A 24,910-nucleotide genomic window follows, 5' to 3' on the forward strand; every position below is an offset into this window, starting at 1 on the left:
GGGCTTCGACAAGCTCAGCCCGAACGGGGGTTTGGAGAACGCGAAACGGGACAGGTCCCACCTTCCCCCAGCGCCCCCATCCGCCTATATTGCACCGCAACAACCCGCCCTCGCGCGTATACGTGCGCGCGTTGAGGTGGGACTTTTGAGACTTTCCAGTCGCCAATTGGGGGATCAACGACCGTGACTCAGTATGTTTACCGCTTCGGCGGCGGCGTTTCGGATGGCGGCAACGGGAACAAGAACCTGCTCGGCGGCAAGGGTGCGAACCTCGCCGAGATGGCCTCGATCGGCCTGCCCGTCCCCCCCGGCTTCACGATCAGCACCGAGATGTGCACCGCCTATTACGATCAGGGCGGCCAGTTCCCCGACAGCCTCCGGACCGAGGTCGCGAACGGCATCGCGCATATCGAGGGCGTGACCGGCAAGACCTTCGGCAACCCCGCCGACCCCCTCCTCGTCTCGGTCCGTTCCGGCGCGCGCATCTCGATGCCCGGCATGATGGACACCGTCCTCAACCTCGGCCTCAACGACCAGACGGTCGAGGGTCTCGCCGCCGTCTCCGGTGACGAGCGTTTCGCATGGGACAGCTACCGCCGCTTCATCCAGATGTATTCGGACGTCGTCCTCGAACTGGATCACGGCGCGTTCGAGGAGGCGCTGGAGATCGCCAAGGAGGACAAGGGCGTCCACCTCGACACCGATCTCGACGCCGCCGACTGGAAGGCGCTCGTCGCCCGCTACAAGAAGATCGTCGAGCGGGAGTGGAACAAGCCCTTCCCGCAGGATGTCCACGATCAGCTCTGGGGCGCGATCGGCGCGGTGTTCGGGTCCTGGCAGGCGGATCGCGCCAAGGTCTATCGCCGCCTGAACGACATTCCCCACACATGGGGCACCGCCGTCAACGTGCAGGCGATGGTGTTCGGCAATATGGGCGACACCTCCGCCACCGGCGTCGCCTTCACCCGCGATCCGTCGAAGGGCGACCGCGCCTATTACGGCGAGTTCCTGATCAACGCGCAGGGTGAGGACGTCGTCGCAGGCATCCGCACCCCGCAATACCTGACCAAGGCCGCGCGCGACGCCGCCGGCGCCAAGGCCGCCTCGATGGAAGAGGCGATGCCGGAGGTCTATGGCGAGCTGGCGCGCGTGTTCGACCTGCTCGAAAACCACTATCGCGACATGCAGGACATCGAATTCACGGTGCAGCAGGGCAAGCTCTGGATGCTCCAGACCCGCTCCGGCAAGCGCACCGCCAAGGCCGCGCTGAAGATCGCCGTCGACATGGCGAATGAGGGTCTCATCACCGAGGAGGAGGCGGTCGCCCGCGTCGACCCCGCCGCGCTCGACCAGCTGCTCCACCCGACGCTCGACCCGAAGGCGGCGCGCGACGTGCTGACCAAGGGCCTCCCCGCCTCCCCCGGCGCGGCGTCGGGCATCGCCGTCTTCGACAGCGACACCGCCGAGAAGAAGGCCGAAGCCGGCGAGGCCGTCATCCTGATCCGCGTCGAGACTTCGCCCGAGGACATCCACGGGATGCACGCGGCCAAGGGCATCCTGACGGCGCGCGGCGGCATGACCAGCCATGCGGCGGTGGTCGCGCGCGGCATGGGCCGCCCCTGCGTCTCGGGCGCGGGCGCGCTCTCGATCGACGCAAAGGCCGGCGTGATGAAGGTCGCCGGGCGTGAGATCCGCGCGGGCGACATCGTCACCATCGACGGTGCCACCGGCGAAGTCATGGCCGGCAAGGTCGACACCGTCCAGCCGGAGCTGGCAGGCGACTTCGCCACGCTGATGGGCTGGGCCGACAAGGTGCGTCGGCTAAAGGTCCGCACCAATGCGGAAACCCCCCTCGACTGCCGCACCGCGCGCGAATTCGGGGCGGAGGGCATCGGTCTCTGCCGAACCGAGCATATGTTCTTCGACGCGGCGCGGATCACCGCCGTCCGCCAGATGATCCTGGCGGAAGACGTGGGCGGCCGGAAGGCGGCGCTCGAAAAGCTGCTGCCCGAACAGCGCAGCGACTTCGCCGAGATCTTCGAGATCATGGCGGGCCTCCCCTGCACCATCCGCCTGCTCGATCCGCCGCTGCACGAGTTCCTGCCCCATGAGGAGGCGGAGTTCGCCGAGGTGGCGACCGCCGCCGGCACCACCGTCGAGGTGCTCCGCCGCCGCGCGGCCGAGCTGCACGAGTTCAACCCGATGCTCGGCCATCGCGGCTGCCGCCTCGGCGTCACCTATCCCGAAATCTACGAGATGCAGGCCCGCGCCATCTTCGAGGCGGCGGTCGAGGTCGCGGAGAAATCGGGCGCGGCCCCGATCCCGGAGATCATGATCCCGCTCGTCGGCACGAAGCGCGAGCTGGAGCTGATGAAGGCCGTGGTCGATCAGGCGGCGAAGGATGTCTTCGCCGAAAAGGGCCGCGAGATCGAATATCTCGTCGGCACCATGATTGAGCTGCCCCGCGCCGCGCTCAAGGCCGGCGAGATCGCCGAGGCGGGTGCCTTCTTCTCCTTCGGTACCAACGACTTGACTCAGACCACCCTCGGCGTCTCCCGCGATGACGCCGCCCGCTTCCTGACGACCTATGTCGAAAAGGGCATCTACGCGAAGGACCCGTTCGTCAGCCTCGACGTGGAGGGCGTCGGCGAACTGATCGCGCTGGCCGCCGAACGCGGCCGCAAGACCCGCCCCGACATCAAGCTCGGCATCTGCGGCGAACATGGCGGCGACCCGGCCAGCATCGCCTTCTGCGAAACCACCGGCCTCGATTACGTCAGCGCCTCCCCCTACCGCGTCCCCATCGCCCGCCTCGCGGCCGCCCAGGCGGCGCTCAAGGCGCGGAAGTAAGTCCTGCCCGGCGGGTGACGGTTGTCTCCAAACCGTCATCCCGCCGTCTCGTAAGCTGCACGATCCAGTAACGATCGCGCCACGCCCCGCGCTTAGTCGCGCTGCACCGCACACAAAGTGTCGGAGCAAAGGGGCAAGCCATGAAAATCTCGCGCATCACCGCGCTGTCCGCGACCGTCGCTCTCTGGACGATCACCGCCGCCGCACCGGCCTTCGCCGACGAAGCGCCCGCCGACGTCGCCAGCGAAGCCGCCGATGAGATCGTCGTCACCGGCCAGGGCCAGACCCGTCAGGTCCAGGTGCTGAGCAGCGCCGACATCGCGCTCCAGACCCCCGGCACCAGCCCGCTCAAGGCGATCGACAAGCTGCCCGGCGTCAACTTCCAGTCGGCCGATCCATTCGGCAATTACGAATGGTCCGCCCGCATCTCGATCCGTGGCTTCAGCCAGAACCAGCTCGGCTTCACCCTCGACGGCGTGCCGCTCGGCGACATGAGCTACGGCAACCATAACGGCCTGCACATCAGCCGCGCCCTCATCAGCGAGAACACCGGCCGCGTCGAAGTGGCGCAGGGCGCGGGCGCGCTCTCCGCCGCCTCCGCCTCGAACCTCGGCGGCACGATCGAGTTCTTCACGCGGGGTCCGAAGGACGATCTCGGGCTGGAAGCGAACGGCACCTATGGCAGCGAGAACACCTTCCGCGGCTTCGCTCGCTTCGACACCGGCACCCTCGGCGATGGCGGTCCCAAGGCATCGCTCAGCTACGCCTATCACAATGCCGACAAGTGGAAGGGCGATGGCGAACAGCGCCAGCACCAGATCAACGCCCGCATCGAGCAGCCGCTCGCCAACGGCAAGGTCTACGCCTTCGTCAACTGGTCCGATCGCCGGGAGAACGACTACCAGGATCTGTCGAAGGCGATGATCGACCGCCTCGGCTACAACTGGGACAACTTCGCAAAGAACTGGGACCTCGCCGTCCTCGTCGCGCATATCGCCAACAATCGCGGCGACACCGGCGCGCCCGTCACGGATGCCTCCGCCGGGACGGTTTATCCCTCGCCGATCCAGACCTCCGACGACGCCTATTACGACGCGGCGGGCCTGCGAAAGGATCTGCTCGCCTCCATCGGCTGGGATAGCGAGGTGGCGGAAGGCCTGACGCTTAAGGGCAACGGCTATTACCACCGCAACCGCGGCCGGGGCATGTGGTACACCCCCTATGTCGGCACACCGGGCGGCGCGCCGATCACCATCCGCACCACCGAATACGAGATCGACCGCTGGGGCACCACGGGTTCGATCGCCTATGAGACCGGTCCGAACACGATCGAGGTCGGCGGCTGGTACGAGGACAACGACTTCAACCAGGCGCGCCGTTTCTACGGCCTTGCCGACACCACCGGCAAGCCGAGCCAGAGCCCGCTGAAGTTCCCGAAGAACCCGCTCCTCACCCAGTGGGAGTTCGATTTCAAAACCAAGACCTACCAGTATTTCGTGCAGGACACGCTGGACCTCGGCCAGCTGGTCGTGAACGCCGGCTGGAAGGGCCTGAAGGTCGAGAACAAGGCCGATCCCGTCGTGCAGGGTAGCCTGACCGGCGGCAAGATCCAGGCGCGCGACTGGTTCCTGCCCAAGGTCGGCGCGCTCTACCGCTTTACGGACGAGCAGGAGGTGTTCGCCGGCTATACCGAGAACATGCGCGCCTTCGAATCCTCGACGGGCGGTCCATTCGGCACCACCCCCGCCGGCTTCTCCGCGCTTGACCTGAAGCCGGAGAAGTCGGGCACCTGGGAAGTTGGCCTGCGCACCACCAGCAGCCGGTTCCAGGGCGTGCTCGCGGCCTATTACGTCGATTTCAAGGACCGCATCATCTCCTTCGCCAACGGCGCGGGCATCCTCGGCAACCCGGCGATCCTCCAGAATGTCGGGGACGTGCGGACCTACGGCTTCGAGGCGGCGGGCACCTACCGCATCACCCCGGCGCTTTCGGTGTTCGGCAGCTATTCGTACAACAAGTCGCAATACAAGGACGACGTGGTGAACGCCGCGGGCGCGGTGGTCGTGAGCACCGACGGCAAAACCGTGGTCAACGCGCCGAAGCATCTCGCCAAGGGTGAGATCACCTATGACGACAAGCAGTTCATCGCCCGTCTGGCGGCGAACTACACGTCCAAGCGCTTCTACGATTACGAGAACACCGCCTCGGTGAAGGGCTTCGTGATCTTCGACGCGACCCTCGGCTACCGGTTCGAAACCGGGTTCATGCAGGGCATCACGATCGAGGGCACCGCGTCCAACCTGTTCGACAAGAAGTACATCTCAACGATCGGCACCAACGGCTTCGCCAATCGCGGCGATAGCCAGACGCTCCTCACCGGCGCACCGCAGCAGTTCTTCGTGACCCTCAAGACCGAGTTCTGAAGGAGACCCCCTTCGGATGTAACTGGCGGCGGACCGGGCGCCCTGTCCGCCGCTCTTGTTTCAAGAGCCTCAAGCTCGCCGCCGCAACTCCACCACTGCCGGCCCTGTCGCAGGCCGCCCGAACAGGAAGCCCTGCGCCTCCGGGCACCCCTCCTCGATCACCATCCGCCGCTGCGCCTCGGTCTCGACGCCCTCCGCCACGACGGGCAGGCTCAGGCTGCGATCGATGCCGACGATCGCCCGCACGATCGACCGCGCCGCCGCATCGTCCTCGATCGCGCCGATGAAGCTGCGGTCGATCTTGATCTTGTCGAAGGGGAAGCTCTGCAAATTGCTCAGCGACGAATAGCCGGTGCCGAAATCGTCCATCGCGATCCTGACGCCCATCGCCTTCAGCTTCAGCAGCGTCTCGACCGCCCGGTCACGGTCCTTCATCAGCACGCTCTCGGTGATTTCCAGTTCCAGCCGATCGGCGGGGAAGCCTTCTTCCGCCAAAATCTTGGCGACCACCTCGGACAGGTCGCCGACACGGAACTGCACGGCCGACACGTTGACCGCCACCGACAGCGACGGTCCCAGTTCGTCGCCGCCCGGCACGCCTCGCGCAACACCCATTCGCCCAGATGCATGATGCTGCCCGACTCCTCCGCGATCGGAATGAACCGCTCGGGCGAGATCCTGCCCCAGTCCGGATGCTCCCAGCGTAGCAGCGCCTCGTACCCGGTCACGCGGCCCTCGGCGGTCGAGCCAGCGGCTGATAGGCGATGTGCAGCTGACGCCGCCAGATCGCGCGGCGCAGGTCGTTCTCCGGGGCACGCCGCTCCCGCACCGCCGCGTCCATCGCGCGATCGAGGAAGAAGACGACGCCGCGCCCCGCCTCCTTTGATCGGTACAGCGCGATGTCCGCCGCATGGCGCAGGCTTGCCGCATCGAACGCATCGTCGGGGCAGATGCCGACGCCGATGCTGACGCCCACCGCGGTCGGATCGCGGGTGATGTCCATCTCCCGCGCGAAATCCTCCAGATGCGCGCGGCGAGTGCGGCGGCAGGCAAGCCGATCAGCTCGGCGGCACGTTCGTTCGCCTCGACCACCCGGCCGTTATTGACGATGAACAGTCCCTCCAGCGTGGCATCGGCGAGGCCGCGCAAGTCGGTCAGATCGCGGTCCACCACCGCCGCCATGCCGGTCAGCAGGGTCAGCGCGGTCGACGCGACGATGATCGCGCCCGCCAGCCACCCCCGGCTGAACCCGCTCTCCGCACTCGCGAAGGTGGCGTCCGGCACGAACGTCGTCGCCGACATCGCCCCGAAGTGCAGCAGGACCACCGCCACGATCGCTCCGAGCGCGGCGACCGGCACCTGAAGCGCACCGCGTAGCCGCGCGAAGGCCCGGAACCCGCCCCCGAACTCAGCCGTCGCGACCACCGCTGCGATGGCGACCGGCGCGAAGTCATACTCGATTCGCGCCGCCGCGATCAGCGCCGCCATGCCGAGGAAGTGCATCGCCGCCACCCCAAGCGAGGTGACGAGACCCGCCCCAGCGCAGCGCCGCCCCGACGGCTTGACGCCGAGTACCGTCAGCGTCAGCCAGAAGGCGAAAACCGCCACGAATACCGATACGACCGTCCGCTCCACCCCGAAGCTGATCGGCATGCCGCCGTCATAGGCGAGCATGGCGATGAAGTGGGTCGCCCAGACGCCGATGCCGGCTGCCAAGGCGGCGATGCCGAGCCAGTTTTTCCGCCGCGCCCGCGGGCATTCATTGGCGCGCTTCAGCAGCAGGAAGAACGCCACGCTGCCGACCAGCCATGTCGCAGCGGCGAGCGCCACGAGGACATGGTCATGCTGATGTACGACACAGGACACAACATTGAACATCGGGATCTCACCCAAATTGCGACGAGACCCCGATTAGGATGGCGGAGTTAATGTATCGGATTCGAACCGAAGAACATGTCTTTTCAATGATGTCGAGGATGTTGCATTCCCGTAATGGATTAGTCCCCGTCTTTGCGGATGATGCCGAAGTCGCTGGGGCTCAGCTGCAAGTCGTAGGTCTTTCCTTCGATACTGCGGGCATCATCCACCTTCCAGACGCTGCCGCTGAACTCGATCTTGTTCCAGCTCTTGAAGCCGGCGGCGGTGAGGCTGGCCGCGATCTTGGCGGCCTCGTCCTGGCTGGGCCCGCGATCGGCCAGCGCGGGTGAGGCGATCAGGGCGGTGGCGGCAAAGGCGATCAGGGTACGATGCATGGCACTTCTCCATTCTTCTGCGCGCCGCAACGCAGGACGGCGGGCGCGGTATCCGTTCGCCTGCAAAGTTGCGAAAGTTGCGGCTGGCGCAAGGTTCGTCCCGGAGTTCTCCAGCGGGAAAGCGGACGGGGGTGGGCGAACGCGCCGCAAGCGCGGCGCTCATGCGGCGGTTGCGCGCCGGCTGAGCGCCGCCGAAACGACAGGCGCGCGGCACCTGCGGGACAGGATGCGGCTGACATTGGCGTCGGTCGGCGATCATGGACGTGAGAGTACGCCCCCCGTAACGCTGTAGGACAGCGACTATGCCCGCGTTGCCGATGACTGCGGATTGGCGGCAACATACCCAGCCGCGCGCCTTCCCTCCCTCTCGCCAACCGGCTATCGACCGCGGCTTATCGGGCCTTGTCCCTACGCCACCGAGGTTTCTTCGCATGGGTTTCAAATGCGGCATCGTGGGCCTGCCGAATGTCGGCAAGTCGACGCTCTTCAACGCGCTGACCGAGACGGCGGCGGCGCAGGCGGCGAACTATCCGTTCTGCACGATCGAGCCGAATGTCGGCAACGTCGCTGTGCCGGACCCGCGCGCCCAGAAGCTCGCCGAGATCGCCGGTTCGGCCAAGATCATTGAGACGCAGCTCGCCTTCGTCGACATCGCCGGCCTCGTCCGCGGCGCGTCCAAGGGCGAAGGCCTCGGCAACCAGTTCCTCGCCAACATCCGCGAGGTGGACGCCATCGTCCACGTCCTGCGCTGTTTCGAGGATGACGACATCACCCATGTCGAGAACCGCATCGACCCGATCGCGGATGCGGAGACGGTCGAGACAGAGCTGATGCTCTCCGACCTCGAAAGCCTGGAAAAGCGCGTCCCCAACTTGCTCAAGAAGGGGCAGCAGGGCGACAAGGAGGCGAAATCCGCCGCCGCCGTGCTGACCCAGGCGCTCGACCTTCTCCGCGATGGCAAGCCCGCGCGCCTGACCGAGCCGAAGGACGAGGACGAGGCGCGCCATCTCGAACAGGCGCAGCTCCTCACCGCAAAGCCCGTCCTCTACGTCTGCAATGTCGAGGAAGGCTCCGCCGCCGAGGGCAACGCCCTTTCCGCGCGCGTCTTCGAAAAGGCGAAGGCGGAGGGCGCGCAGGCCGTCATCATCTCCGCCGCGATCGAGGCCGAGATCGCGACCATGGACCCGGAGGACCGCCCCGCCTTCCTCTCCGACCTCGGCCTGACCGAAACCGGCCTCGCTCGCGTGATCCGCGCCGGATACGACCTCCTCCACCTCCTCACCTTCTTCACCTGCGGGCCGAAGGAGACGCGCGCCTGGACGGTGTCGAAGGGCGCCAAGGCCCCGCAAGCGGCGGGCGTCATCCACACCGATTTCGAACGCGGCTTCATCCGCGCCGAGACGATCGCCTATGACGACTATGTGGCCTGCAAGGGCGAGGCGGGCGCCCGCGACGCGGGCAAGCTCCGCTCCGAGGGGAAGGATTATGTCGTTCAGGACGGCGACGTCATGCTCTTCCGCTTCAACGTCTGAGGGGCAGGTTGATGGCGATACGCTATCTTGAGGATCTCGCGGTCGGCGAGGTCATGCTCTTCGGCCCCCTCACCGTCGATCGCGACGAGGTGATCGCCTTCGCCCGGCAATACGACTTCCAGCCCTTCCACCTCTCCGAGGAGGCGGCGGCGCAGACCCATTTCGGCCGGCTCGCCGCCAGTGGCTGGCATACCTGCGCGATGACCATGCGAATGCAGCTGCAGGCGCGAGACACAGAGGAAAGCGCCGCCCTGGGCTCCCCCGGCGTCGACAATCTGCGCTGGCTCAAACCCGTCTACCCCGGCGACACCCTGTCGGGTGAAAACAGGATCACCGAGATCCGCCCGTCCCGCAGCAAACCCGAAATCGGCTCGATCCGCAGCCACGTCACCACCCGCAACCAGCACGGTGAGGACGTGATGACCTATGAAGCGATCCTGCTGATGCGGCGGCGGCCGGCGTAGCGGCGCCTGCGCCCAACCACCCCGCTCGCCTGAGCGAGGTCGAAGGACTGGCAACAAGCGGGACCCTCGAAACCTCCGCTTCGACTTCGCTTAGTACGAACAGGTAAGATAGGTGGGCGTCGCTCCGGGACAAAACGCGTCCCCGCGCAGCCTTGCCGTCATGCCAGCACAGGCTGGCATCGCGGTGTTCCTGCGTGACCGGACCGAACTCCGACACCGAGCGACGCCAGCCTGTGCTGGCATGACTTCACAAGTACGGGCGTTCGCCCTCTCACCTCATCCAAACGGATGATGCCTGCGAGCGACCAGCCGTCACCAAACAGAAAGACCGCCCGGTCTCCCGGACGGCCCTTCTGTTCTCTACCCGAGCGTCAGGCTCAGTGCTTCTTGCCCGCCCAGATGTTCCGGTAGGACATGTACGCCAGCACCGTCGCGATCAGCAGGAAGATCACCACTGCGACGCCGGTGCGGTGACGGCTCTCCAGCTTCGGCTCGGCGGTCCATACCAGGAAGGCGGACACGTCCTGCGACATCTGGTCGACAGTCGGCTTGGTCCCGTCGGCATAGGTCACCTGCCCCTCGGAGACGAGCGGCGGCGGCATCGCGATGTTCAGGTTCGCAAAGTACGGGTTGTAGTACAGGCCGGTCGGGGTCTTGGCATCCGGGAACTTCTTGAGAAGCTCGGCCGGCTGCTTGCTGTAGCCCGTCAGCAGCGAGTGGATGTACGGAGCGCCACCCTCGCGCGCCTTGGCCATCAGCGAAAGGTCCGGCGGCAGCGCGTTGTTGTTCGCGGCGCGCGCGGCGGTCTCGTTGGCATAGGGCGACGGGAAGTAGTCGCTCGGCATGGCCTTGCGGGTCGCGGGCTCGCCGGTGTCCGGGTTCACGTCCGGCACCTCGATCGCCCATTGCTTGGCGATGGCCTTCACCTCCGGCTTGGTGAAGCCGATCCCCTCCAGGTCGCGGAAGGCGACGAGGTGGAGCGAGTGACAGGCGGCGCAAACCTCCTTGTAGACCTGGAAGCCGCGCTGAAGCTGCTGCCGGTCGAACTTGCCGAACGGACCATCGGAGGCGAGCGTCAGTTCCTTCGGCTCGCGATGGAACTCGTGCGAAGCGCTCTCGGGTGCTGCTTCCCAGGGCGTGACCAGGACCGCGAAGACCAGGGCGGCAAGAAAGCCGCAGCCGACGAGGAAGGCGATGAGACGTGCCATGTGTACTCGAACTCCCCCTTAGGCCGTCTGGCCGATCGGCCGGGCTTCCTGCTCTTCACCGTGCAGGACGCTTTCCGAAATCGAGTTCGGCAGCGGCAGCGGCTTCTCCAGCGCCGAGACGATCGGCAGGATGATCAGGAAGTGGGCGAAGTAGTAGCCGGCGCAGATCTGGCTGGCGAGGACGACGAAGGTCGTCGGCTCCGCCTGGCCGAGATAGCCGAGCGCCACAACGTCCGCGACCAGCACCCAGAAGAACCACTTGTACACCGGCCGGTAATTGGCCGACCGCACCGGCGACTTATCGATCCACGGCAGGAAGAAGAGGAGCAGGATCGAGCCGAACATGGCGATCACGCCCCAGAGCTTCGCCGGGATCCACAGGAAGTTGCCGGTGAACGCCTTCAGGATCGCGTAGAACGGCAGGAAGTACCATTCGGGCACGATATGCGCCGGCGTCGAGAGCGGGTTCGCCTGGATGTAGTTGTCCGGATGGCCGAGCAGGTTCGGCGCGAAGAACACCAGGAGGGCGAAGATCAGGAAGAACACCGCGGCGCCGAAGCCGTCCTTGGCCGTATAGTACGGGTGGAACGGCACCGTGTCCTGCGGACCCTTCACGTCCACGCCGGTCGGGTTGTTCGAGCCCGGAATGTGCAGCGCCCAGATGTGCAGGATGATGACGCCCGCGATCACGAACGGCAGCAGGTAATGCAGCGAGAAGAAGCGGTTGAGGGCGGCGTTGTCCGGCGCGAAGCCGCCGAGCAGCAGCTGGCGGATCGGCTCGCCGACCAGCGGGATCGCCGAGAAGAAGCCGGTGATCACCTGCGCGCCCCAGAAGGACATCTGCCCCCAGGGAAGCACATAGCCCATGAAGGCCGTCGCCATCATCAGGAGGAAGATGACCACGCCGAGCAGCCACACCATCTCGCGCGGGGCCTTGTACGATCCGTAATAAAGGCCGCGGAAGATATGGATGTAGACCACCGCCAGGAACATCAACGCGCCGTTGGCGTGGACGTAGCGGAGCATCCAGCCCGAGTTCACGTCGCGCATGATCTGTTCGACGGAGAGGAACGCGATGTTGGCGTTGGCGGCATAGTGCATCGCCAGGATCACGCCGGTGACGATCTGCACGACCAGCGCAAGGCCGGCGAGCACACCGAAGTTCCAGAAATAGTTGAGGTTGCGCGGCACCGGATAGCCGGCGCCCACCGCGTTGTAGACGAGGCGCGGCAGCGGCAGCTTCTCGTCGATCCACCGCATCAGCGGCAGCTTCGGCTCGTAATGTTCAGCCCAGGGGAAGCTCATCTGTTTCTACCTCAGCCGATCTGGACGACGGTGTCGGATTTGAACGCGTATTCGGGCACGACCAGGTTCTTCGGCGCCGGACCCTTACGGATGCGTGCCGCCGTGTCGTAATGCGAACCGTGGCAGGGGCAGAAATAGCCGCCGAAATCGCCCCGGCTCTCGCCTTCGCCGGCACCCAGCGGCACGCAACCAAGATGGGTGCAGACGCCGAGCGTGATCAGCCAGTTTTCCTTGCCGGCCTTGGTCCGCTCGGCCAGCGTCTGCGGGTCGCGCAGCTCGGCGGCGGGCACCTTGTTCGCGGCCGCGATCTCGGCGGGGACGAGGTTGCGGATGAAGACGGGCTGCTTGCGCCACATCGTCTTGATCGCCTGTCCCGGCGCGATCTTGGAGATATCGACCTCGATCGAGGCGAGCGCCAGCACGTCGGCCGACGGGTTCATCTGGTTGACCAGCGGGATCGCCACCGCGACCGCGCCGACGCCGGCGAAACTGACCGCAGCGATGTTGATGAAGTCCCGGCGGCGAACGCCCTGGCCCTCCTCATGCTCGCTACCGATAACCGGAGGCCGTTGATTGGGATCAATCGTCTGTTCAGGCGTCGCCATGCCAAACCCTTGCGCTTCGATACGGCCGCGTGAGCGTGGATTGTGCCAATCGGCAAAGCCCCGGTTACACGCGCCGACCACCCGGTCCCCCCGGCGGCTGCGCGGCCTGATAGCCCCCGGAAAGCGGCTTTGCCAACAGCAATTTGGCTTGGCCTGACACTGGCGCCGCGTTGCGAACGACTCGCATATTTTTGGACACTCTATCGCCTGTCGGGACTCGGCGCGCGGGCGTTGCTCCAGCCCCGTTCCCGCCGCCAGTCCGAAACGGAGCATTCCCTCCTCGGAACTCGCCGGTTCGGTGACAGACGCTGTTGTCCCACCCGGATTTCATCGGCTTAGCATCATGGTTAAGGCGCCGGTCAACCAGCGTCTCTGCGCGGTTCATGGGGATGGATCGACGATCTTTGGGGGTCTTCATGGAACACAGCCAGGCGCTGCGCTCGTTCTTCGCACCGGTTTCCGTCCTCTCGTTCCTGCGCGCCTTCCGCTCGGAGGAGAAGGGGGCGGCCGCAAGGCGACGTCGGGGTGCCGACGAGAACGTCACGCCGAAGCATGTGGAGGTGGACTTCCTGGCGCAGTGGTGATTCCATGCCGATCCGCCGCCGCTGAACCGTGCGGCTTGCAAGGCAGGATGACGCCCGCCTAAGCGCCGGCGATGCGACTGGCGCTTTACCAACCGGACATCGCCGGCAATGTCGGCACGATCCTGCGCCTCGCCGCCTGCTTTGGCGCGGCGGTCGATATCATCGAGCCTTGCGGATTCCCCTTCTCGGATCGTGCGCTCCGGCGCGCGGGCATGGATTACGCCGACTCCGCCCCGGTCGCGCGCCATGCCGACTGGAACGCCTTTCGCGCCGCCTGCAGCGGTCGCATCGTCCTCCTCACCACCCGCGCCGAATTGACCACGGTCAATGCCGTCTTCGATCCCGGCGATACCCTGCTCCTCGGATCGGAGGGGGCCGGCGTGCCGGATCACGTCCACGGCGTGGCAGACATACGCGTACGAATCCCCATGCGGCTCGGCTTCCGGTCCTTGAATGTGGCAGTCGCGGCGGGCATCGCGCTGGCCGAGGCGATGAGGCAGACTGGAACGCTCCCCGATGACTGAACTGGCTGTATGATCGAACTGGACGAGGAACAGACCGCCGCCCGCCGCTGGTTTGAAGGCCTGCGGGACGGCATCTGCGCGGAATTCGAGAGCATCGAGCGCGAAGCCGGCAGCGACGCCGCCTTCGAATACCTCCCCTGGGACCGCACCGAAGACGACGGGTCACCCGGCGGCGGCGGCGTTCGCGGTTTGATGAAGGGCCGCGTCTTCGAGAAGGTCGGCGTCAACGTCTCGACGGTCGGCGGCGCCTTCACCGGCGACTTCGCCAAGACCATCCACGGCGCGGGCGAGGATCCGCGCTTCTTCGCGACCGGCATCAGCCTCGTCGCGCATATGGCCAACCCGCATGTCCCCGCCGTCCACATGAACACCCGCTTCCTCGTGACCACGAAGCGGTGGTTCGGCGGCGGGGCGGACCTCAACCCGCCGATCCCGGTGGAGGCGGACACCGCCGACTTCCACGCTGCCATGCGCGCCGCCTGCGACGCGCACCCGGTCGCCGACTACGACCGCTACCGGCAATGGGCGGAGGATTATTTCTACATCCCCCATCGCGAGGTGCATCGCGGCGTGGGGGGCATCTTCTACGACCATCTGGAGGGCGGGTTCGACGAGACCTTCGCCTTCACCCGTGCGGTGGGTGAGGCCTTCCTCGACATCTTCCCCCGCATCGTCCGCCGCCGGATGGATACGCCCTTCGACGAGGCGGACCGGATGCGGCAATTGGAGTACCGGGGCCGCTATGCCGAGTTCAACCTGGTCTACGATCGCGGCACCTCCTTCGGCCTCAAGACCGGCGGCAATGTCGACGCCATCCTGATGAGCCTGCCCCCGCTCGCTGCCTGGAACTGAGGCGATGGCGCTGACCGTCGTACCGAAGGGTGAGATCGCGACGATCGTCACCTCGCTGGAGATGACCGCCCGCCCGCCACTGCGCCCGATGCCGCCTTCCCCGCTGCGACTGGTGCGCTGGGCCGAGCCTGCGCTCGACCGCTACCGCACCCTGTTCGCCCGTGTCGGCGCGCCCTGGCTCTGGTTCTCCCGCCTGGCCATGTCGGACGCGCAACTCGCCGCCATCGTCCATGATCCGGCGGTCGAGGTCTATGCCGTCGCCGATCCGAGAGGGATCGAGATCGGCCTCCTGGAACTCGACTTTCGCGAGAGCGCAACGGCAGAGCTGTCGTACTTCGGCCTCGTCCCCGAACTCGCCGGCAAGGGTCATGGCAAGTGGCTCATGGCCGAGGCGCTGCCCCGCCTCTGGCGCAAGGGCGTCACCCGCGTCTGGGTCCACACCTGCACCCTCGACCATCCGGCCGCGCTCGGCTTCTACCGCAAGGCCGGCTTCACGCCCTTCGCCACCGCGGTCGAGACCTTCCCCGACCCCCGCCAGACCGGCCTCCTCCCGCGCGAGGCCGCGCCCCAGATCCCGCTTCTTTAAGTAGCGCCTCGCCGCTGGGCGTAGATGGCGGCGGACAGGACATAGAAGCCGCCGCTGAAGGCCGCGCCGATCGCCGTCGTGATGATCAGGATCAGCGCCCGCGCTACCGCCTCGCCCCCCAGCATCTTGCCGAGAAGCAGGAGGACGCTGCCGAGCGACGCCTGGATGGCGAGGCCGATGATGCCACTCACCACCAACAGCAGCAGGAAGAGGCCGAGCAGCTGCCAGAACACCGGCCGGGTCAGCCGCCAAGTCTCCTTCAGCGCCGCCAGCGCGGTCGATTCATGATCCGCCAGCGCCGGGAACAGGAAGGTCAGCCGCACGACGCAGATGATCCCGACGATGCTGACAAAGGCGCTCAACAGCGTCACGATGCCGGCGCGGCCAAGCCCCAGCCCCGCCGCCGCGACACCGAAGACGATCATTCCCGCGAAGATCACGGCGGCGAGCACGGCGACCAGGATCACGCAGGCCACGAACAGGGTCGGCAGGCGGCGGATACCCCGCCCGATGGCGTCGCCGACCGTGATGCGCGGCACGATCGCCAGCGCGGAGAGCGCTATGCCGCCGACGATGTTGCCCAACATCATCGGCAGGAACCACAGCAACATCGCGGGCGACCCGCGCTGCGCTTCCGCCAGTGTCAGCGCATCGGCCGCAAAGACCTGCACCGCGAGCTGCGGCAATGCGAAGAAGGCAAGCGCCACCGGCAGCAGCAGGCGCCATTCCGCCTTGATGAAGCTTCCCGCCCAAGATGCGGCGTCGCTGATGGCGGTTCTGTTCAACTCGGTCTCCTCGGGTGCAAGCCTTATGGGCCACCCTTGCCGCTTGCAACCGGCCCGCCGCGACGCCAGATCGCGCCCATGAACTTACCCGACCCGGAATGGCGCAGTACGCCCGGCCTGACCGGCTATCCGGAGGCTTTGGTGGAGATGGAGGCGCGCGCCGCCGCGATAGCCGGGGGCACTGCGGAGGAACTCGTCTGGCTCCTCGAACACCCGCCGCTCTACACCGCCGGCACCAGCGCCGACCGTGCCGAGCTGATCCAGCCCGATCGCTTCCCGGTCTACGATGCCGGACGTGGCGGGCGCTTCACCTATCACGGCCCCGGCCAGCGCGTCGGCTATGTCATGCTCAACCTGGCCGAGCGCGGCCGGGACGTGCGCTGCTATGTCCACGCGCTCGAAGGATGGGTGATCGCCGCCCTTGCCGCGCTCGGCGTCCCCTCCCGCCGGGAACCCGGCCGCATCGGCATCTGGACGGACGGCCCGAATGGCGAGGCGAAGATCGGCGCGATCGGCGTGCGCGTCCGCCGCTGGGTCACGTTTCACGGCTTCTCGGTCAACATCGACCCCGATCTGTCGCATTTCGGCGGCATCGTGCCCTGCGGCATCGCCGAATACCCGGTCACCAGCCTCGCCGAGCTTGGGGTGGCAGCCGACATGCCCGCGTTCGATCGCGCGCTTGCCGACGGCTTTCCCGTATTTCTCGACGGCTTTTCCGCACGTGCGGGCGGAACTCTTGAGGCGGCCTGTCTTTCTGGTTAAGGTCCGGGCCGATTTGGAAATTCAATGGGTCAACAGGCCCGGCCAAATCGATGACGATCTAGGGAGTCAAGCATGCGCAACCTTCTCTCCAAGGCGATGACCGCTTCGATGGTGGCCGGTGCAGCCCTTCTGGTTTCCGCCTGCGGCGGCAGCGAGCCGGCGGCCGACAACACCACGCTGACGGAAATGAACTCGACCGACACGATGATGGACAGCACGTCCAACGACATGATGGCGATCGATGCCGCCGGCATGGATTCCAACATGGCGATGGATAACATGTCCAACGCGATGTAATCACGGTTTACCGAAACTGTGGATAAAGGGCCGTCCGGACATCCGGGCGGCCTTTTTTATTGCGCCCGAACGGTTTAGGATAGCACGCAGCAGGGACCGGCGGGGTTCGGGAGGACGTTCTAACATGCAGTTCGACTGGATGCGGCGCGCAGGCGCAGCCGCGGCGATCACGGGGATTCTGGCTGCCGCGCCGGCCTCGGCGCAGATGTTCTGGAACCCGCCCAGCTTCGCCGGCACCCCGGTCAAGGGTGACGAGCCCGGTATCGGCCTGCCCATGCCGGGCGCCACCGCAAAGGAACTGAGCGCGCATCTGATCTGGAACATGCGCGCCGGCCTCAACGTCGCCGCGCTGCAGTGCCAGTTCGCGCCGATGCTGATGACGGTCCGCAACTACAACCATCTCCTGGCGCAGCATTCCAAGGAGTTCGCGGCCGCCTACACGATGATCGGCGGCTACTTCAAACGTACCCAGCCGAAGACCTGGCAGAAGTCGCTCGATAGCTACACGACCAAGACGTACAACGGCTTCTCCACGCTGAAGGCGCAGCTCAGCTTCTGCCAGGTGGCGTCAAGCATCGGGCAGGAGGCGCTGATGCGCCCCAAGGGCCAGCTGTTGCTCACCGCCGAAAACCGCATGCGCGAGTTCCGCAACAGCCTGATTCCCGTCCAGGACCGGCTGTTCCCGGCCGCGCGCTGGCTGACCCCGCAGCCGGTGCCGCCGCTGGACGACCGCTGCTACGACAGGAAGAACCGGCTGAAGGCATCCTGCGGCGGTCAGGCCTGACCGCTTGCCGGTTGACCCCGCCGCCGCCATTGGCGGTGCGATGACACCGGTCCACCATCGTCTCGACCTGACCGCCCTGCTGGTGCCGGGCCGCGGCGTGGCGCGGGTGCCGCATCTCGCGGCGTTCCTGCCCGATGTGGCGCGGATCGACTTCGCCGCCACACCACGCGCCGACACGCAGGCCGTCGCCGGCTGGGGCTTCAAACCCACCGCTGCCAAGGCGCGCGCGATCGCCGCACAAGCCGGCCTGTCCTACATCGCGCTGGAGGATGCTTTCCTCCGCTCGGTCGGCCTGGGCGAAGCGGGCGCACCGCCGCTGTCGATCGTCGCCGACGATCTCGGCATCTACTACGACGCGCGCCAGCCTTCCCGCATCGAGGCGCTGCTGCAGGACGGCGGCTGGGTCACCCCCGCACTCCTCGACCGCGCGGCCAGGGCGATGGCCCTCATCGTCGAGACCGGCCTGTCCAAGACCAACGCCGCGCCGCCGCTCGCCCCCGGCACGCTCCCGCCCCAAACCCGCCACCGCATCCTAGTCGTGGACCAGACCGCCGGAGACGCCTCGATCACCGGCGGGCTCGCCGACAGCGCCACCTTCGCCCGCATGGTCGCCGCCGCCCGCGCCGATAATCCGGCTGCCGAGATCATCGTCCGCCGCCACCCCGCCGTCGCCGCCGGGCTGAAGCGCGGCGCGATCTCCTCGGAAGCCCTCACCGGCGTCACCCTGCTCGACGTCGACGCCCGCGCCGCCGACATCCTCGCTGAAGTGGACGAGGTCTATTGCGTCACCAGCCTGATGGGCTTCGAGGCACTGATGCGCGGCCTGCCCGTCCGCTGCTTCGGCATGCCCTTCTACGCCGGCTGGGGGGCCACCCGCGACGAGATCGCGATCGACCGCCGCACCGCCCGCCGCTCCGTCACCGAGATCTTCGCCGCCGCCTTCCTCCTTTACGCCCGCTACGTCGATCCGATCACCGGCCGGCCAACGACGCTGGAGGAGACGATCGAGCGCCTCGCCCTCTGGCGGGACGGGGCGGACGCCAATGCTGGGCCCATCGCCGCCATCGGCTTCCGCCCGTGGAAGCGCGCCGCCACCCGCAACCTTCTCGCCTCGCCGCGCCAGGACCTGACCTTCCACCCGAACGTCGCCTCGGCCGCCGCCACGGCCCGCGCGAAGGGCGGCCGCATCATGATCTGGTCCGGCAAGGAAAGCCGCGCCCTCTCCGACGAACTCGCCGCCACCGGGCTGCCGGTGCTGCGCATGGAGGACGGCTTCGTCCGCTCGCGCGGGCTCGGCTCGGACTTTCACCTGCCCGCCTCGGTCGTGCTCGACGATCTCGGCATCTACTACGATCGCGGCGGCCCCTCGCGGCTGGAGGTAATCCTCGAAATGGCGGACATGCCCCCGGCCCTCCTCGCCCGCGCCGCAGCACTCCGCCAGCGCATGGTCGCGGCCGGCCTCAGCAAGTACAATGTCGGTCGCCCGACCGCCTTCCCGGCCTCTACCGACCGCTTCCGCCTGCTCGTCGTCGGCCAGGTCGAGGACGACCGCTCGATCGAGCGCGGCACCGCCGGCATCCGCACCAACCTCGCCCTGCTGGAGGCCGCGCGCCGCGACCATCCCGACGGCTGGATCGCCTACAAGCCGCATCCGGATGTCGAGGCGGGCAACCGCGCCGGCGCGATCCCGCGCGACGTCGCAAGCGGCCTCGCCGACCACATCGCCGACCATGCCGACATCTCCGCCTGCCTCGACGCGGTCGATGGGCTCGCCACCATGACCTCGCTCGCCGGGTTCGAGGCGTTGCAGCGGGGCAAGCGGGTCTGGACCTATGGCGGCCCCTTCTACGCCGGGTGGGGCCTGACCAAGGACCGCCTGACCTTCGCTCGTCGCACCCGCCACCTCACCCTCGACATGCTCGTCGCGGGGACGCTGATCCTCTACCCCCGCTACGTCCACCCGCCGACGCGGCTACCCTGCACGGTGGAGGAGGTCGTCGCCTGGCTCGCCGACACGCGCGACGCCCCCACGCCCCGCCGCTGGCGCTGGCTCCGCGCGCTCGCGGGAACTTTGATGCGGGAAGAACCGGCGAAGTTCTAAGCCCCCCCGCCGGCCGTTCGCCCTGAGCCTGTCGAAGCCTGTCCTGAGCGCCTGCCTTGCAGGCGGTCGAAGGGGGCCGGGGAAGGCGGTCGCGCTGGCGCTTCGACAGGCTCAGCGCGAACGGCCAAGGAAGGGGAATTGCGCCCGCACCCACCGCCACAGCCGCGTGCGCCACGGCAACGCCCGCACCTCCGGCCAGACAGCAGCCGTCTTCTTCCCGGCTTTAGTCCGTCGCGGCACCATCGCCCGCTCCGGAAAGACCCCGAGCGGCGGCGCATCCACATCGCCCGCCGCCGACCGGAACGCCACATCGCAGCCGATCGCCGCCATCGCATGCCCGCTCGGCACCGTCAGCGCGTGATCGACCGGAGCCGCGCCCAGCAGCCGGTGGAACGCCGCCGACACACCGGCAAACTCGACCTCCACGCCGGCAGCCGACGCCGCATCGAACAGCCCGCCCAATTCCGCGACGATCCCGGCATCGGCATGGGGGAACGGGCCGACCCCGCCCGCCGCCTGCCAGTAAACCGGTGCCATCATATGCGCGTGCGTTTTCACATAGAGCACGCCGTCATGGACGAAGCCCCCCGCCGCATGGGCGCGCGCGAAGCGCTCCGGCGCGCTCATCCGCTTGCGCACGAAGGCCGAGGAATGGTCGATCGAGGCCCAGTAATGTCCGATCGCCGACGCCCAGATCAGGAACCGGTCCGCCGCAACCTCACCCGCACCGGCGGCCGGCACGGGATCGGCCTCGGGCCGGTCATAGCCCTTCGCCTTGGCGACCGGCCGCGCGAGGTAAGGCTCGTCGATCCGCGAATCGACATGGACCCGCCCGGCCGGCTGGGTGAAATCGCCCAGGCACCCGTTCCGCCGCAGGATCTCGATCTCGCGCACGATCGTGCATTCATGCGGATCGGAGGCGTTCAGGGCCCAATGCCCGTGTATGAAGAACCAGCGCGTCGGATCGAACCCGGCCTGCCGCCGCAGCAGATCGAGGTTCAGGCGCAGCAGCAGCTCGAACCGCGCATCGTCGAACCGGCGATGCTCGGGCGTATCGAGATGCGCGCGCGATCCTGCATCGCGGATGCTGTCGTTCCAGGTGATGTTCTCGTGATGGATGTGGACCTGCAGTTCGCGTCCCGCCTCGCTGAGCGCCCCCAGAACGCGCGCGGACATCTCATCGGCCTCCGGATCCGGCGGCACGAAGCCGAGCAGATCGGAGGGGTCCGCACGCCATAGCCAGCGGCGTCCGTTCACGGCGAAGTTGATATTGGCCTTGTAGAACAGGGTCGCCGCGCGGGCGAAGTCGCGCTTTTCGCTCTCGCGCAGATAGGCCTCGACATCCCCTATCGCCGAAGCGAGGTCGGCCGGCCGGCCCGGCACGTTGCGCCACGGTTCGAAATGATCCGTGTGGAAATAGACGAGGCGACGGACGCCGCGCGCCTTGAGGATGTCGGGGGCGGAGCGGCCGGGATAGGCCGCGGCGGGATCGCGCGTCACCGGAGACCCAGCGCCTTGTGGTTCTGCAAAGTCAGGCGCCAGGGCGGCCGCGTCATCGCCACCGTGATCGCCGCCTCGCGCGCGACTTCGCCGTCCGCACAGTCCATCGGCTGGATCAGGAAGTGGCGGAAGTCCCAGCCCTCGACGATCGACAGATCGATCCCCGGCTGCGGCCAGACCAGCTTCAGCTCGTCACCGGACCGCTGCACCACCTCGCTCCCGGCCTTGGGGCTGACGCAGATCCAGTCGATCCCGCGCGGCGCCGCGATCGTGCCATTGGTCTCGACCGCGATCTCGAACCCCGCCTCATGCAGCGCGTCGATCAGCGGGAGATCGACCTGCAGCAACGGCTCCCCCCCGGTCAGCACGACATAGGCCATCGCCGGGTCCGAACCCCACAGCGCCACGACCTGCGCGACCAACCCCGCCGCATCGTACCGCCCGCCCAAGGTCCCATCCATGCCGACGAAGTCGGTATCGCAGAACCGGCAGGTCGCATCGGCCCGATCCTGCTCGCGCCCTGTCCACAGGTTGCATCCGGCGAAGCGCACGAACACCGCGCGCCGCCCCGCCTGCATTCCTTCCCCCTGCAGGGTCAGGAACATCTCCTTGACCGCATAGCTCATGGCCGTGCGGCGTAGCGGGTCGGATCGGGCAGCCCCGCATCCTCGAAGCCCTTGGCGCGCAGGCGGCAGCTGTCGCACAGCCCGCAATGCCGCTCGCCCGCCGGATCGTAGCAGGACCAGCTCATGCCGAGGTCGATGCCCAGCCGTGCCGCTTCCGTCACGATGTCAGCCTTGGTCATGTGCTGCAAAGGCGCATGGATGCGGAACCGGTCGCCCTCGACCCCTGCCTTGGTGGCAACATTGGCGAGGCCCTCGAAGGCCGCGATGAACTCCGGCCGGCAATCCGGATAGCCGGAGTAATCGAGCGCGTTCACGCCGACGAAGATGTCGCGCGCGCCCGCCGCCTCGGCCCAGCCGAGCGCCAGGCTCAGGAAGACCGTGTTCCGCGCCGGCACGTAGGTGACCGGGATGCCGTCGCCCACGCCGTCCTTCGGCACGTCGATCTCGGCGGTGAGCGCCGATCCGCCGAATGCCGTCAAGTCGATCGGCAGCACGACATGCCGCTCCGCCCCGAACTGCGCGGCGATGCGGCGGGCGGAGGCAAGCTCCACCACATGACGCTGGTTGTAGTTCACGGTGAGCGCGAGGATGCGGAAGCCCTGCTCGATCGCCATTGCCGCCACGGTCATGGAGTCGAGACCGCCGGAGAGGAGAACGACGGCGAGCGGACGGGTGTCGCTAGTCATCGCGCCCCCTAACGCCCCGGCCCCCTACAAGCGAGCCAAAAAAGAAGGGGCCGCCCGAGGGCAGCCCCAAGTCGAAGCTAGGGAGATGAGCCCTTGTAGCCCGCACTGATGAAGACATGGTTAACGCGCCGGATGGACCACGATCTGCCGCGCGCAGAACGCGCAATCGACCCGGATCAGCCCGTCCTCGTCCACCATCTGCGCGCGCTCGTCCTCGGGAAAGCGCGCCAGCACCTGGCTGTAATACGCCGCCGAGCACCGGCATCCCCGTCGCAACTGGCCGGAGCCGGGCAGAACCCGCACCTCCTCCTCGTTGAACAGCCGCCACAGCAGCGCCTCGATCGTCAGCGTCGGGTCGATCAGCTCGGCGTCCTGCACCGTGACCGCCAGCGCCTTCACCGCCTCCCACTCCGGATGGTCGAGGCGGGTGTGCAGCCGCTCACGCCCCTCCTCGCCCTCGGGCAGGTGCTGCAACATGAACCCGCCGGCGATCCGCCCCTCCGGCCCGCCCGCCGTCACCGCCACGCGGAGGAGGCTGGGGATCTGCTCTGACTGCGCGAAATAGACCTCGACCGCTTGCGCCAGCGACGCGCCCTCCAGCGGCACGATGCCCTGGTAACGCTCGCCCGAGACTGCCTGGTCGAAGGTGATCGCCAGATAGCCCTTGCCGAACAGGGCGAAGAGCGACGGCTCCACCGGCATCTCCGCCAGCCTGTCGGGGTCGTGGCGGACGTAACCCCGCATCTCGCCGCCCCGATAGTCGCAGACGAGCAGGTCGATCGCCCCGCCCTCGGTCTGCGCCTGCAGGGTCAGCTGCCCCTCCTCATGCTTCAGCGTCGACCCCAGCAGCGCGGTGATCGTCAGCGCCTCCGCCAGGATGCGCTCGATGACCGGCGGATAGCCGTGGTTGGACAGGATCGCGTCCAGCACCGGCCCCAGCCGGACCGCCCGCCCCCGCGCGTGACGGGCCGGAATGGTGAAGCCGACGACATGATCCACGTCGCCCAACGTCCAGGGTGTGTTCTCGGGTATCGAGGCCATAACTCTACTCTCGCCCGTTCGCCCCGAGCTTGTCGAAGGCCGGCGCTAGGGCTTCGACAGGCTCAGCCCGAACGGCGTTGGGGGTGAATGATCGGGAGGTCAGGTGGTCGCTCGCCCTGCGCCGATCAACCCCAAGCCAACTCCGTTGGCACTGAGCTTGTCGAAGTACCGGCGCGCCCGCTTCGCGTGCTCTACCCGATCAACCCCAGGCACCACAGCAGCACCGCCTTCTGCGCATGCAGCCGGTTCTCCGCCTCGTCCCAGATCGCCGATTGCGGCCCGTCGATCACCGCGTCCACGACCTCCTCGCCGCGATGCGCCGGCAGGCAGTGGAGGAACGTCGCACCCGGTGCCGCTGCCGCCATCACCGCCTCGGTCACCTGGAACGGCATCATCGCCGCCAGCTTCTCCTCGGCATGGGCCTGACCCATCGAGATCCAGGTGTCGGTCACCACGACGTCCGCATTCGTGACGGCACGCAGCGGATCGCGCACGATCTCCACCGTCGCGCCACGCGCATTGGCCGCGTCGATATAGCGCATGTCCGGGTCGTACCCCGCCGGGCAGCCGACGCGCACGTCGAAGCCCATCAGGCTTCCCGCCTCGATGATCGAGTGCGTCATGTTGTTGCCGTCGCCCAGCCACGCCCAGCGCGTGCCGACCAGCTTGGCGCGATGCTCGATCACAGTCAGCATGTCGGCCATCACCTGGCAGGGGTGCGACTGGTCGGTCAGCCCGTTGATGACCGGCACCGTCGCGTATTCGGCGAGCGCCCGCGCCTTCTCATGGTCGTCGGTGCGGATCATGATCGCGTCGACATAGCGCGACAGCACCCGCGCCGTATCCTCGATCGGCTCGCCGCGCCCCAGCTGGGTCGAGCCGCCGTCCATGACGATCGTCGTGCCCCCCAGCTGCCGCATGGCCATGTCGAACGACACGCGCGTCCGCGTCGAGTTCTTCTCGAAGATCATCGCCAGCACATGCCCGGCAAGCGGCGCATCGGCATCGACCCGCCCCTTCGGCCAGCCGCCACGCGCCGCCTTGCGCGCCTGCGCGTCGCCCAGCATCGCCGCGATCGCCTCGGCGCCCGCATCGGCAAGGTCGATGAAGTGGCGGGTCACCTCGATCCTCCCTGAGCTTGCT

General features: G+C 67.4%; 23 protein-coding genes and 2 pseudogenes. 12 read left to right on the plus strand and 13 right to left on the minus strand.

Annotation, left to right across the window (positions count from 1 at the left end; genetic code table 11):
* Window positions 1-183: 183 nt before the first annotated feature.
* Complete coding sequence (gene ppdK / locus ACM608_RS13280; protein ID WP_419683790.1) at window positions 184-2,850, plus strand: pyruvate, phosphate dikinase; 2,667 nt, start codon at window positions 184-186, stop codon at window positions 2,848-2,850.
* A gap of 140 nt (window positions 2,851-2,990) precedes the next feature.
* Window positions 2,991-5,273, plus strand: a complete 2,283-nt coding sequence (locus ACM608_RS13285; RefSeq protein ID WP_419683792.1) for a TonB-dependent receptor — start codon at window positions 2,991-2,993, stop codon at window positions 5,271-5,273.
* Between the two features lie 69 nt (window positions 5,274-5,342).
* On the opposite strand, the pseudogene ACM608_RS13290 reads toward ACM608_RS13285, so the two are convergent.
* The 4 genes and pseudogenes from ACM608_RS13290 to ACM608_RS13305 all read right to left on the minus strand — a co-directional run bounded on the left by ACM608_RS13290 (window position 5,343) and on the right by ACM608_RS13305 (window position 7,525).
* Window positions 5,343-6,001, minus strand: a pseudogene (locus ACM608_RS13290) (putative bifunctional diguanylate cyclase/phosphodiesterase).
* Complete coding sequence (locus ACM608_RS13295; protein ID WP_419683794.1) at window positions 5,998-6,276, minus strand: hypothetical protein; 279 nt, start codon at window positions 6,274-6,276, stop codon at window positions 5,998-6,000. The pseudogene ACM608_RS13290 and the gene ACM608_RS13295 overlap by 4 nt, the downstream one beginning before the upstream one ends.
* Before the next feature lie 71 nt (window positions 6,277-6,347).
* Window positions 6,348-7,151: pseudogene (locus ACM608_RS13300) on the minus strand (MHYT domain-containing protein); the annotation flags it as partial.
* A gap of 119 nt (window positions 7,152-7,270) precedes the next feature.
* The gene (locus ACM608_RS13305) at window positions 7,271-7,525 is read right to left on the minus strand and encodes a PepSY domain-containing protein (RefSeq protein ID WP_419683796.1); all 255 of its coding nucleotides are present in this window, start codon (window positions 7,523-7,525) and stop codon (window positions 7,271-7,273) included.
* A gap of 431 nt (window positions 7,526-7,956) precedes the next feature.
* On the opposite strand from ACM608_RS13305, the gene ychF reads away from it, so the two are divergent.
* Together ychF and ACM608_RS13315 are read left to right on the plus strand one after the other, a co-directional pair.
* Window positions 7,957-9,057 carry a redox-regulated ATPase YchF gene (gene ychF / locus ACM608_RS13310; protein ID WP_419683798.1) on the plus strand — a complete coding sequence of 367 codons (1,101 nt, stop codon included), beginning with the start codon at window positions 7,957-7,959 and terminating at the stop codon, window positions 9,055-9,057.
* A 17-nt stretch (window positions 9,058-9,074) separates the two neighbouring features.
* Window positions 9,075-9,521: a MaoC family dehydratase gene (locus tag ACM608_RS13315; protein ID WP_419685210.1), complete on the plus strand. Its 447-nt coding sequence runs from the start codon at window positions 9,075-9,077 to the stop codon at window positions 9,519-9,521.
* 377 nt (window positions 9,522-9,898) lie between these two features.
* Here ACM608_RS13315 and ACM608_RS13320 read toward each other — a convergent pair whose 3' ends face one another.
* From ACM608_RS13320 to petA, 3 genes are read right to left on the minus strand one after another with little or no spacing between them, the layout of a single operon-like run.
* Window positions 9,899-10,729 carry a cytochrome c1 gene (locus ACM608_RS13320; RefSeq protein WP_419683800.1) on the minus strand — a complete coding sequence of 277 codons (831 nt, stop codon included), beginning with the start codon at window positions 10,727-10,729 and terminating at the stop codon, window positions 9,899-9,901.
* Between the two features lie 18 nt (window positions 10,730-10,747).
* The gene (locus ACM608_RS13325) at window positions 10,748-12,034 is read right to left on the minus strand and encodes a cytochrome b (RefSeq protein ID WP_419683802.1); all 1,287 of its coding nucleotides are present in this window, start codon (window positions 12,032-12,034) and stop codon (window positions 10,748-10,750) included.
* Window positions 12,035-12,045: 11 nt separating this feature from the next.
* Entirely contained in the window at window positions 12,046-12,639 is a 594-nt protein-coding gene (gene petA, locus ACM608_RS13330) for a ubiquinol-cytochrome c reductase iron-sulfur subunit (RefSeq protein ID WP_419683804.1), read from the minus strand.
* A 416-nt stretch (window positions 12,640-13,055) separates the two neighbouring features.
* Here petA and ACM608_RS13335 point away from each other — a divergent pair, with 416 nt between their 5' ends.
* From ACM608_RS13335 to ACM608_RS13350, 4 genes are all read left to right on the plus strand, one after another.
* Window positions 13,056-13,223, plus strand: coding sequence for a hypothetical protein (locus ACM608_RS13335; protein ID WP_419683806.1), 168 nt, complete (start codon window positions 13,056-13,058; stop codon window positions 13,221-13,223).
* A 71-nt stretch (window positions 13,224-13,294) separates the two neighbouring features.
* Window positions 13,295-13,747, plus strand: a complete 453-nt coding sequence (locus ACM608_RS13340) for a tRNA (cytidine(34)-2'-O)-methyltransferase (RefSeq protein ID WP_419683808.1) — start codon at window positions 13,295-13,297, stop codon at window positions 13,745-13,747.
* Between the two features lie 9 nt (window positions 13,748-13,756).
* Window positions 13,757-14,599 (plus strand): oxygen-dependent coproporphyrinogen oxidase, encoded by an 843-nt coding sequence (gene hemF, locus ACM608_RS13345; protein ID WP_419683810.1) that lies wholly within the window; start codon window positions 13,757-13,759, stop codon window positions 14,597-14,599.
* 4 nt (window positions 14,600-14,603) lie between these two features.
* Window positions 14,604-15,185, plus strand: a complete 582-nt coding sequence (locus ACM608_RS13350) for a GNAT family N-acetyltransferase (protein ID WP_419683812.1) — start codon at window positions 14,604-14,606, stop codon at window positions 15,183-15,185.
* On the opposite strand, the gene ACM608_RS13355 is transcribed toward ACM608_RS13350, so the two are convergent.
* Window positions 15,182-15,970 carry a hypothetical protein gene (locus ACM608_RS13355; protein WP_419683814.1) on the minus strand — a complete coding sequence of 263 codons (789 nt, stop codon included), beginning with the start codon at window positions 15,968-15,970 and terminating at the stop codon, window positions 15,182-15,184. The two genes, ACM608_RS13350 and ACM608_RS13355, sit on opposite strands and share 4 nt — an antisense overlap.
* A 78-nt stretch (window positions 15,971-16,048) precedes the next feature.
* Here ACM608_RS13355 and lipB point away from each other — a divergent pair, with 78 nt between their 5' ends.
* The 4 genes from lipB (at window position 16,049) to ACM608_RS13375 (ending at window position 19,914) form a co-directional block, all read left to right on the plus strand.
* Window positions 16,049-16,732, plus strand: coding sequence for a lipoyl(octanoyl) transferase LipB (gene lipB, locus ACM608_RS13360; protein ID WP_419683816.1), 684 nt, complete (start codon window positions 16,049-16,051; stop codon window positions 16,730-16,732).
* A gap of 72 nt (window positions 16,733-16,804) precedes the next feature.
* Entirely contained in the window at window positions 16,805-17,029 is a 225-nt protein-coding gene (locus tag ACM608_RS13365) for a hypothetical protein (RefSeq protein ID WP_419683818.1), read from the plus strand.
* Window positions 17,030-17,153: 124 nt separating this feature from the next.
* Entirely contained in the window at window positions 17,154-17,813 is a 660-nt protein-coding gene (locus ACM608_RS13370; protein WP_419683819.1) for a hypothetical protein, read from the plus strand.
* Window positions 17,814-17,817: 4 nt separating this feature from the next.
* On the plus strand, window positions 17,818-19,914 hold the full coding sequence (locus ACM608_RS13375) for a capsular polysaccharide biosynthesis protein (protein WP_419683821.1): 2,097 nt from the start codon (window positions 17,818-17,820) through the stop codon (window positions 19,912-19,914).
* A 111-nt stretch (window positions 19,915-20,025) separates the two neighbouring features.
* On the opposite strand, the gene ACM608_RS13380 is transcribed toward ACM608_RS13375, so the two are convergent.
* From ACM608_RS13380 to argF, 5 genes are all read right to left on the minus strand, one after another.
* Complete coding sequence (locus ACM608_RS13380; RefSeq protein ID WP_419683823.1) at window positions 20,026-21,414, minus strand: hypothetical protein; 1,389 nt, start codon at window positions 21,412-21,414, stop codon at window positions 20,026-20,028.
* The gene (queE, locus tag ACM608_RS13385; protein WP_419683824.1) at window positions 21,411-22,040 is read right to left on the minus strand and encodes a 7-carboxy-7-deazaguanine synthase; all 630 of its coding nucleotides are present in this window, start codon (window positions 22,038-22,040) and stop codon (window positions 21,411-21,413) included. Before queE ends, ACM608_RS13380 begins: the two co-directional genes overlap by 4 nt.
* Window positions 22,037-22,726 carry a 7-cyano-7-deazaguanine synthase QueC gene (gene queC / locus ACM608_RS13390; RefSeq protein ID WP_419683826.1) on the minus strand — a complete coding sequence of 230 codons (690 nt, stop codon included), beginning with the start codon at window positions 22,724-22,726 and terminating at the stop codon, window positions 22,037-22,039. The genes queE and queC overlap by 4 nt, the downstream gene beginning before the upstream one ends.
* A gap of 120 nt (window positions 22,727-22,846) precedes the next feature.
* The gene (locus ACM608_RS13395; RefSeq protein ID WP_419683828.1) at window positions 22,847-23,767 is read right to left on the minus strand and encodes an Hsp33 family molecular chaperone HslO; all 921 of its coding nucleotides are present in this window, start codon (window positions 23,765-23,767) and stop codon (window positions 22,847-22,849) included.
* A 191-nt stretch (window positions 23,768-23,958) separates the two neighbouring features.
* Window positions 23,959-24,888: an ornithine carbamoyltransferase gene (gene argF / locus ACM608_RS13400; RefSeq protein ID WP_419683829.1), complete on the minus strand. Its 930-nt coding sequence runs from the start codon at window positions 24,886-24,888 to the stop codon at window positions 23,959-23,961.
* Window positions 24,889-24,910 lie beyond the last annotated feature (22 nt).

Origin of the sequence: Sphingomonas sp. ID0503 (genome assembly GCF_048565625.1) — a bacterium.
Classification (GTDB): Bacteria; Pseudomonadota; Alphaproteobacteria; order Sphingomonadales; family Sphingomonadaceae; genus JBLZUR01.

Excerpts from the sequence above, each read along its gene's own strand:
- queE (WP_419683824.1), bottom strand. The coding sequence starts at position 22,040 with ATGAGCTATGCGGTCAAGGAGATGTTCCTGACCCTGCAGGGGGAAGGA.
- ACM608_RS13335 (WP_419683806.1), top strand. The coding sequence starts at position 13,056 with ATGGAACACAGCCAGGCGCTGCGCTCGTTCTTCGCACCGGTTTCCGTC.
- ACM608_RS13305 (WP_419683796.1), bottom strand. The coding sequence starts at position 7,525 with ATGCATCGTACCCTGATCGCCTTTGCCGCCACCGCCCTGATCGCCTCA.
- ACM608_RS13395 (WP_419683828.1), bottom strand. The coding sequence starts at position 23,767 with ATGGCCTCGATACCCGAGAACACACCCTGGACGTTGGGCGACGTGGAT.
- ACM608_RS13340 (WP_419683808.1), top strand. The coding sequence starts at position 13,295 with ATGCGACTGGCGCTTTACCAACCGGACATCGCCGGCAATGTCGGCACG.
- ACM608_RS13365 (WP_419683818.1), top strand. The coding sequence starts at position 16,805 with ATGCGCAACCTTCTCTCCAAGGCGATGACCGCTTCGATGGTGGCCGGT.
- ACM608_RS13285 (WP_419683792.1), top strand. The coding sequence starts at position 2,991 with ATGAAAATCTCGCGCATCACCGCGCTGTCCGCGACCGTCGCTCTCTGG.
- ACM608_RS13350 (WP_419683812.1), top strand. The coding sequence starts at position 14,604 with ATGGCGCTGACCGTCGTACCGAAGGGTGAGATCGCGACGATCGTCACC.
- petA (WP_419683804.1), bottom strand. The coding sequence starts at position 12,639 with ATGGCGACGCCTGAACAGACGATTGATCCCAATCAACGGCCTCCGGTT.
- ACM608_RS13295 (WP_419683794.1), bottom strand. The coding sequence starts at position 6,276 with ATGGACATCACCCGCGATCCGACCGCGGTGGGCGTCAGCATCGGCGTC.
- lipB (WP_419683816.1), top strand. The coding sequence starts at position 16,049 with ATGAACTTACCCGACCCGGAATGGCGCAGTACGCCCGGCCTGACCGGC.
- ACM608_RS13370 (WP_419683819.1), top strand. The coding sequence starts at position 17,154 with ATGCAGTTCGACTGGATGCGGCGCGCAGGCGCAGCCGCGGCGATCACG.
- ACM608_RS13325 (WP_419683802.1), bottom strand. The coding sequence starts at position 12,034 with ATGAGCTTCCCCTGGGCTGAACATTACGAGCCGAAGCTGCCGCTGATG.
- ACM608_RS13320 (WP_419683800.1), bottom strand. The coding sequence starts at position 10,729 with ATGGCACGTCTCATCGCCTTCCTCGTCGGCTGCGGCTTTCTTGCCGCC.
- hemF (WP_419683810.1), top strand. The coding sequence starts at position 13,757 with ATGATCGAACTGGACGAGGAACAGACCGCCGCCCGCCGCTGGTTTGAA.
- queC (WP_419683826.1), bottom strand. The coding sequence starts at position 22,726 with ATGACTAGCGACACCCGTCCGCTCGCCGTCGTTCTCCTCTCCGGCGGT.
- ychF (WP_419683798.1), top strand. The coding sequence starts at position 7,957 with ATGGGTTTCAAATGCGGCATCGTGGGCCTGCCGAATGTCGGCAAGTCG.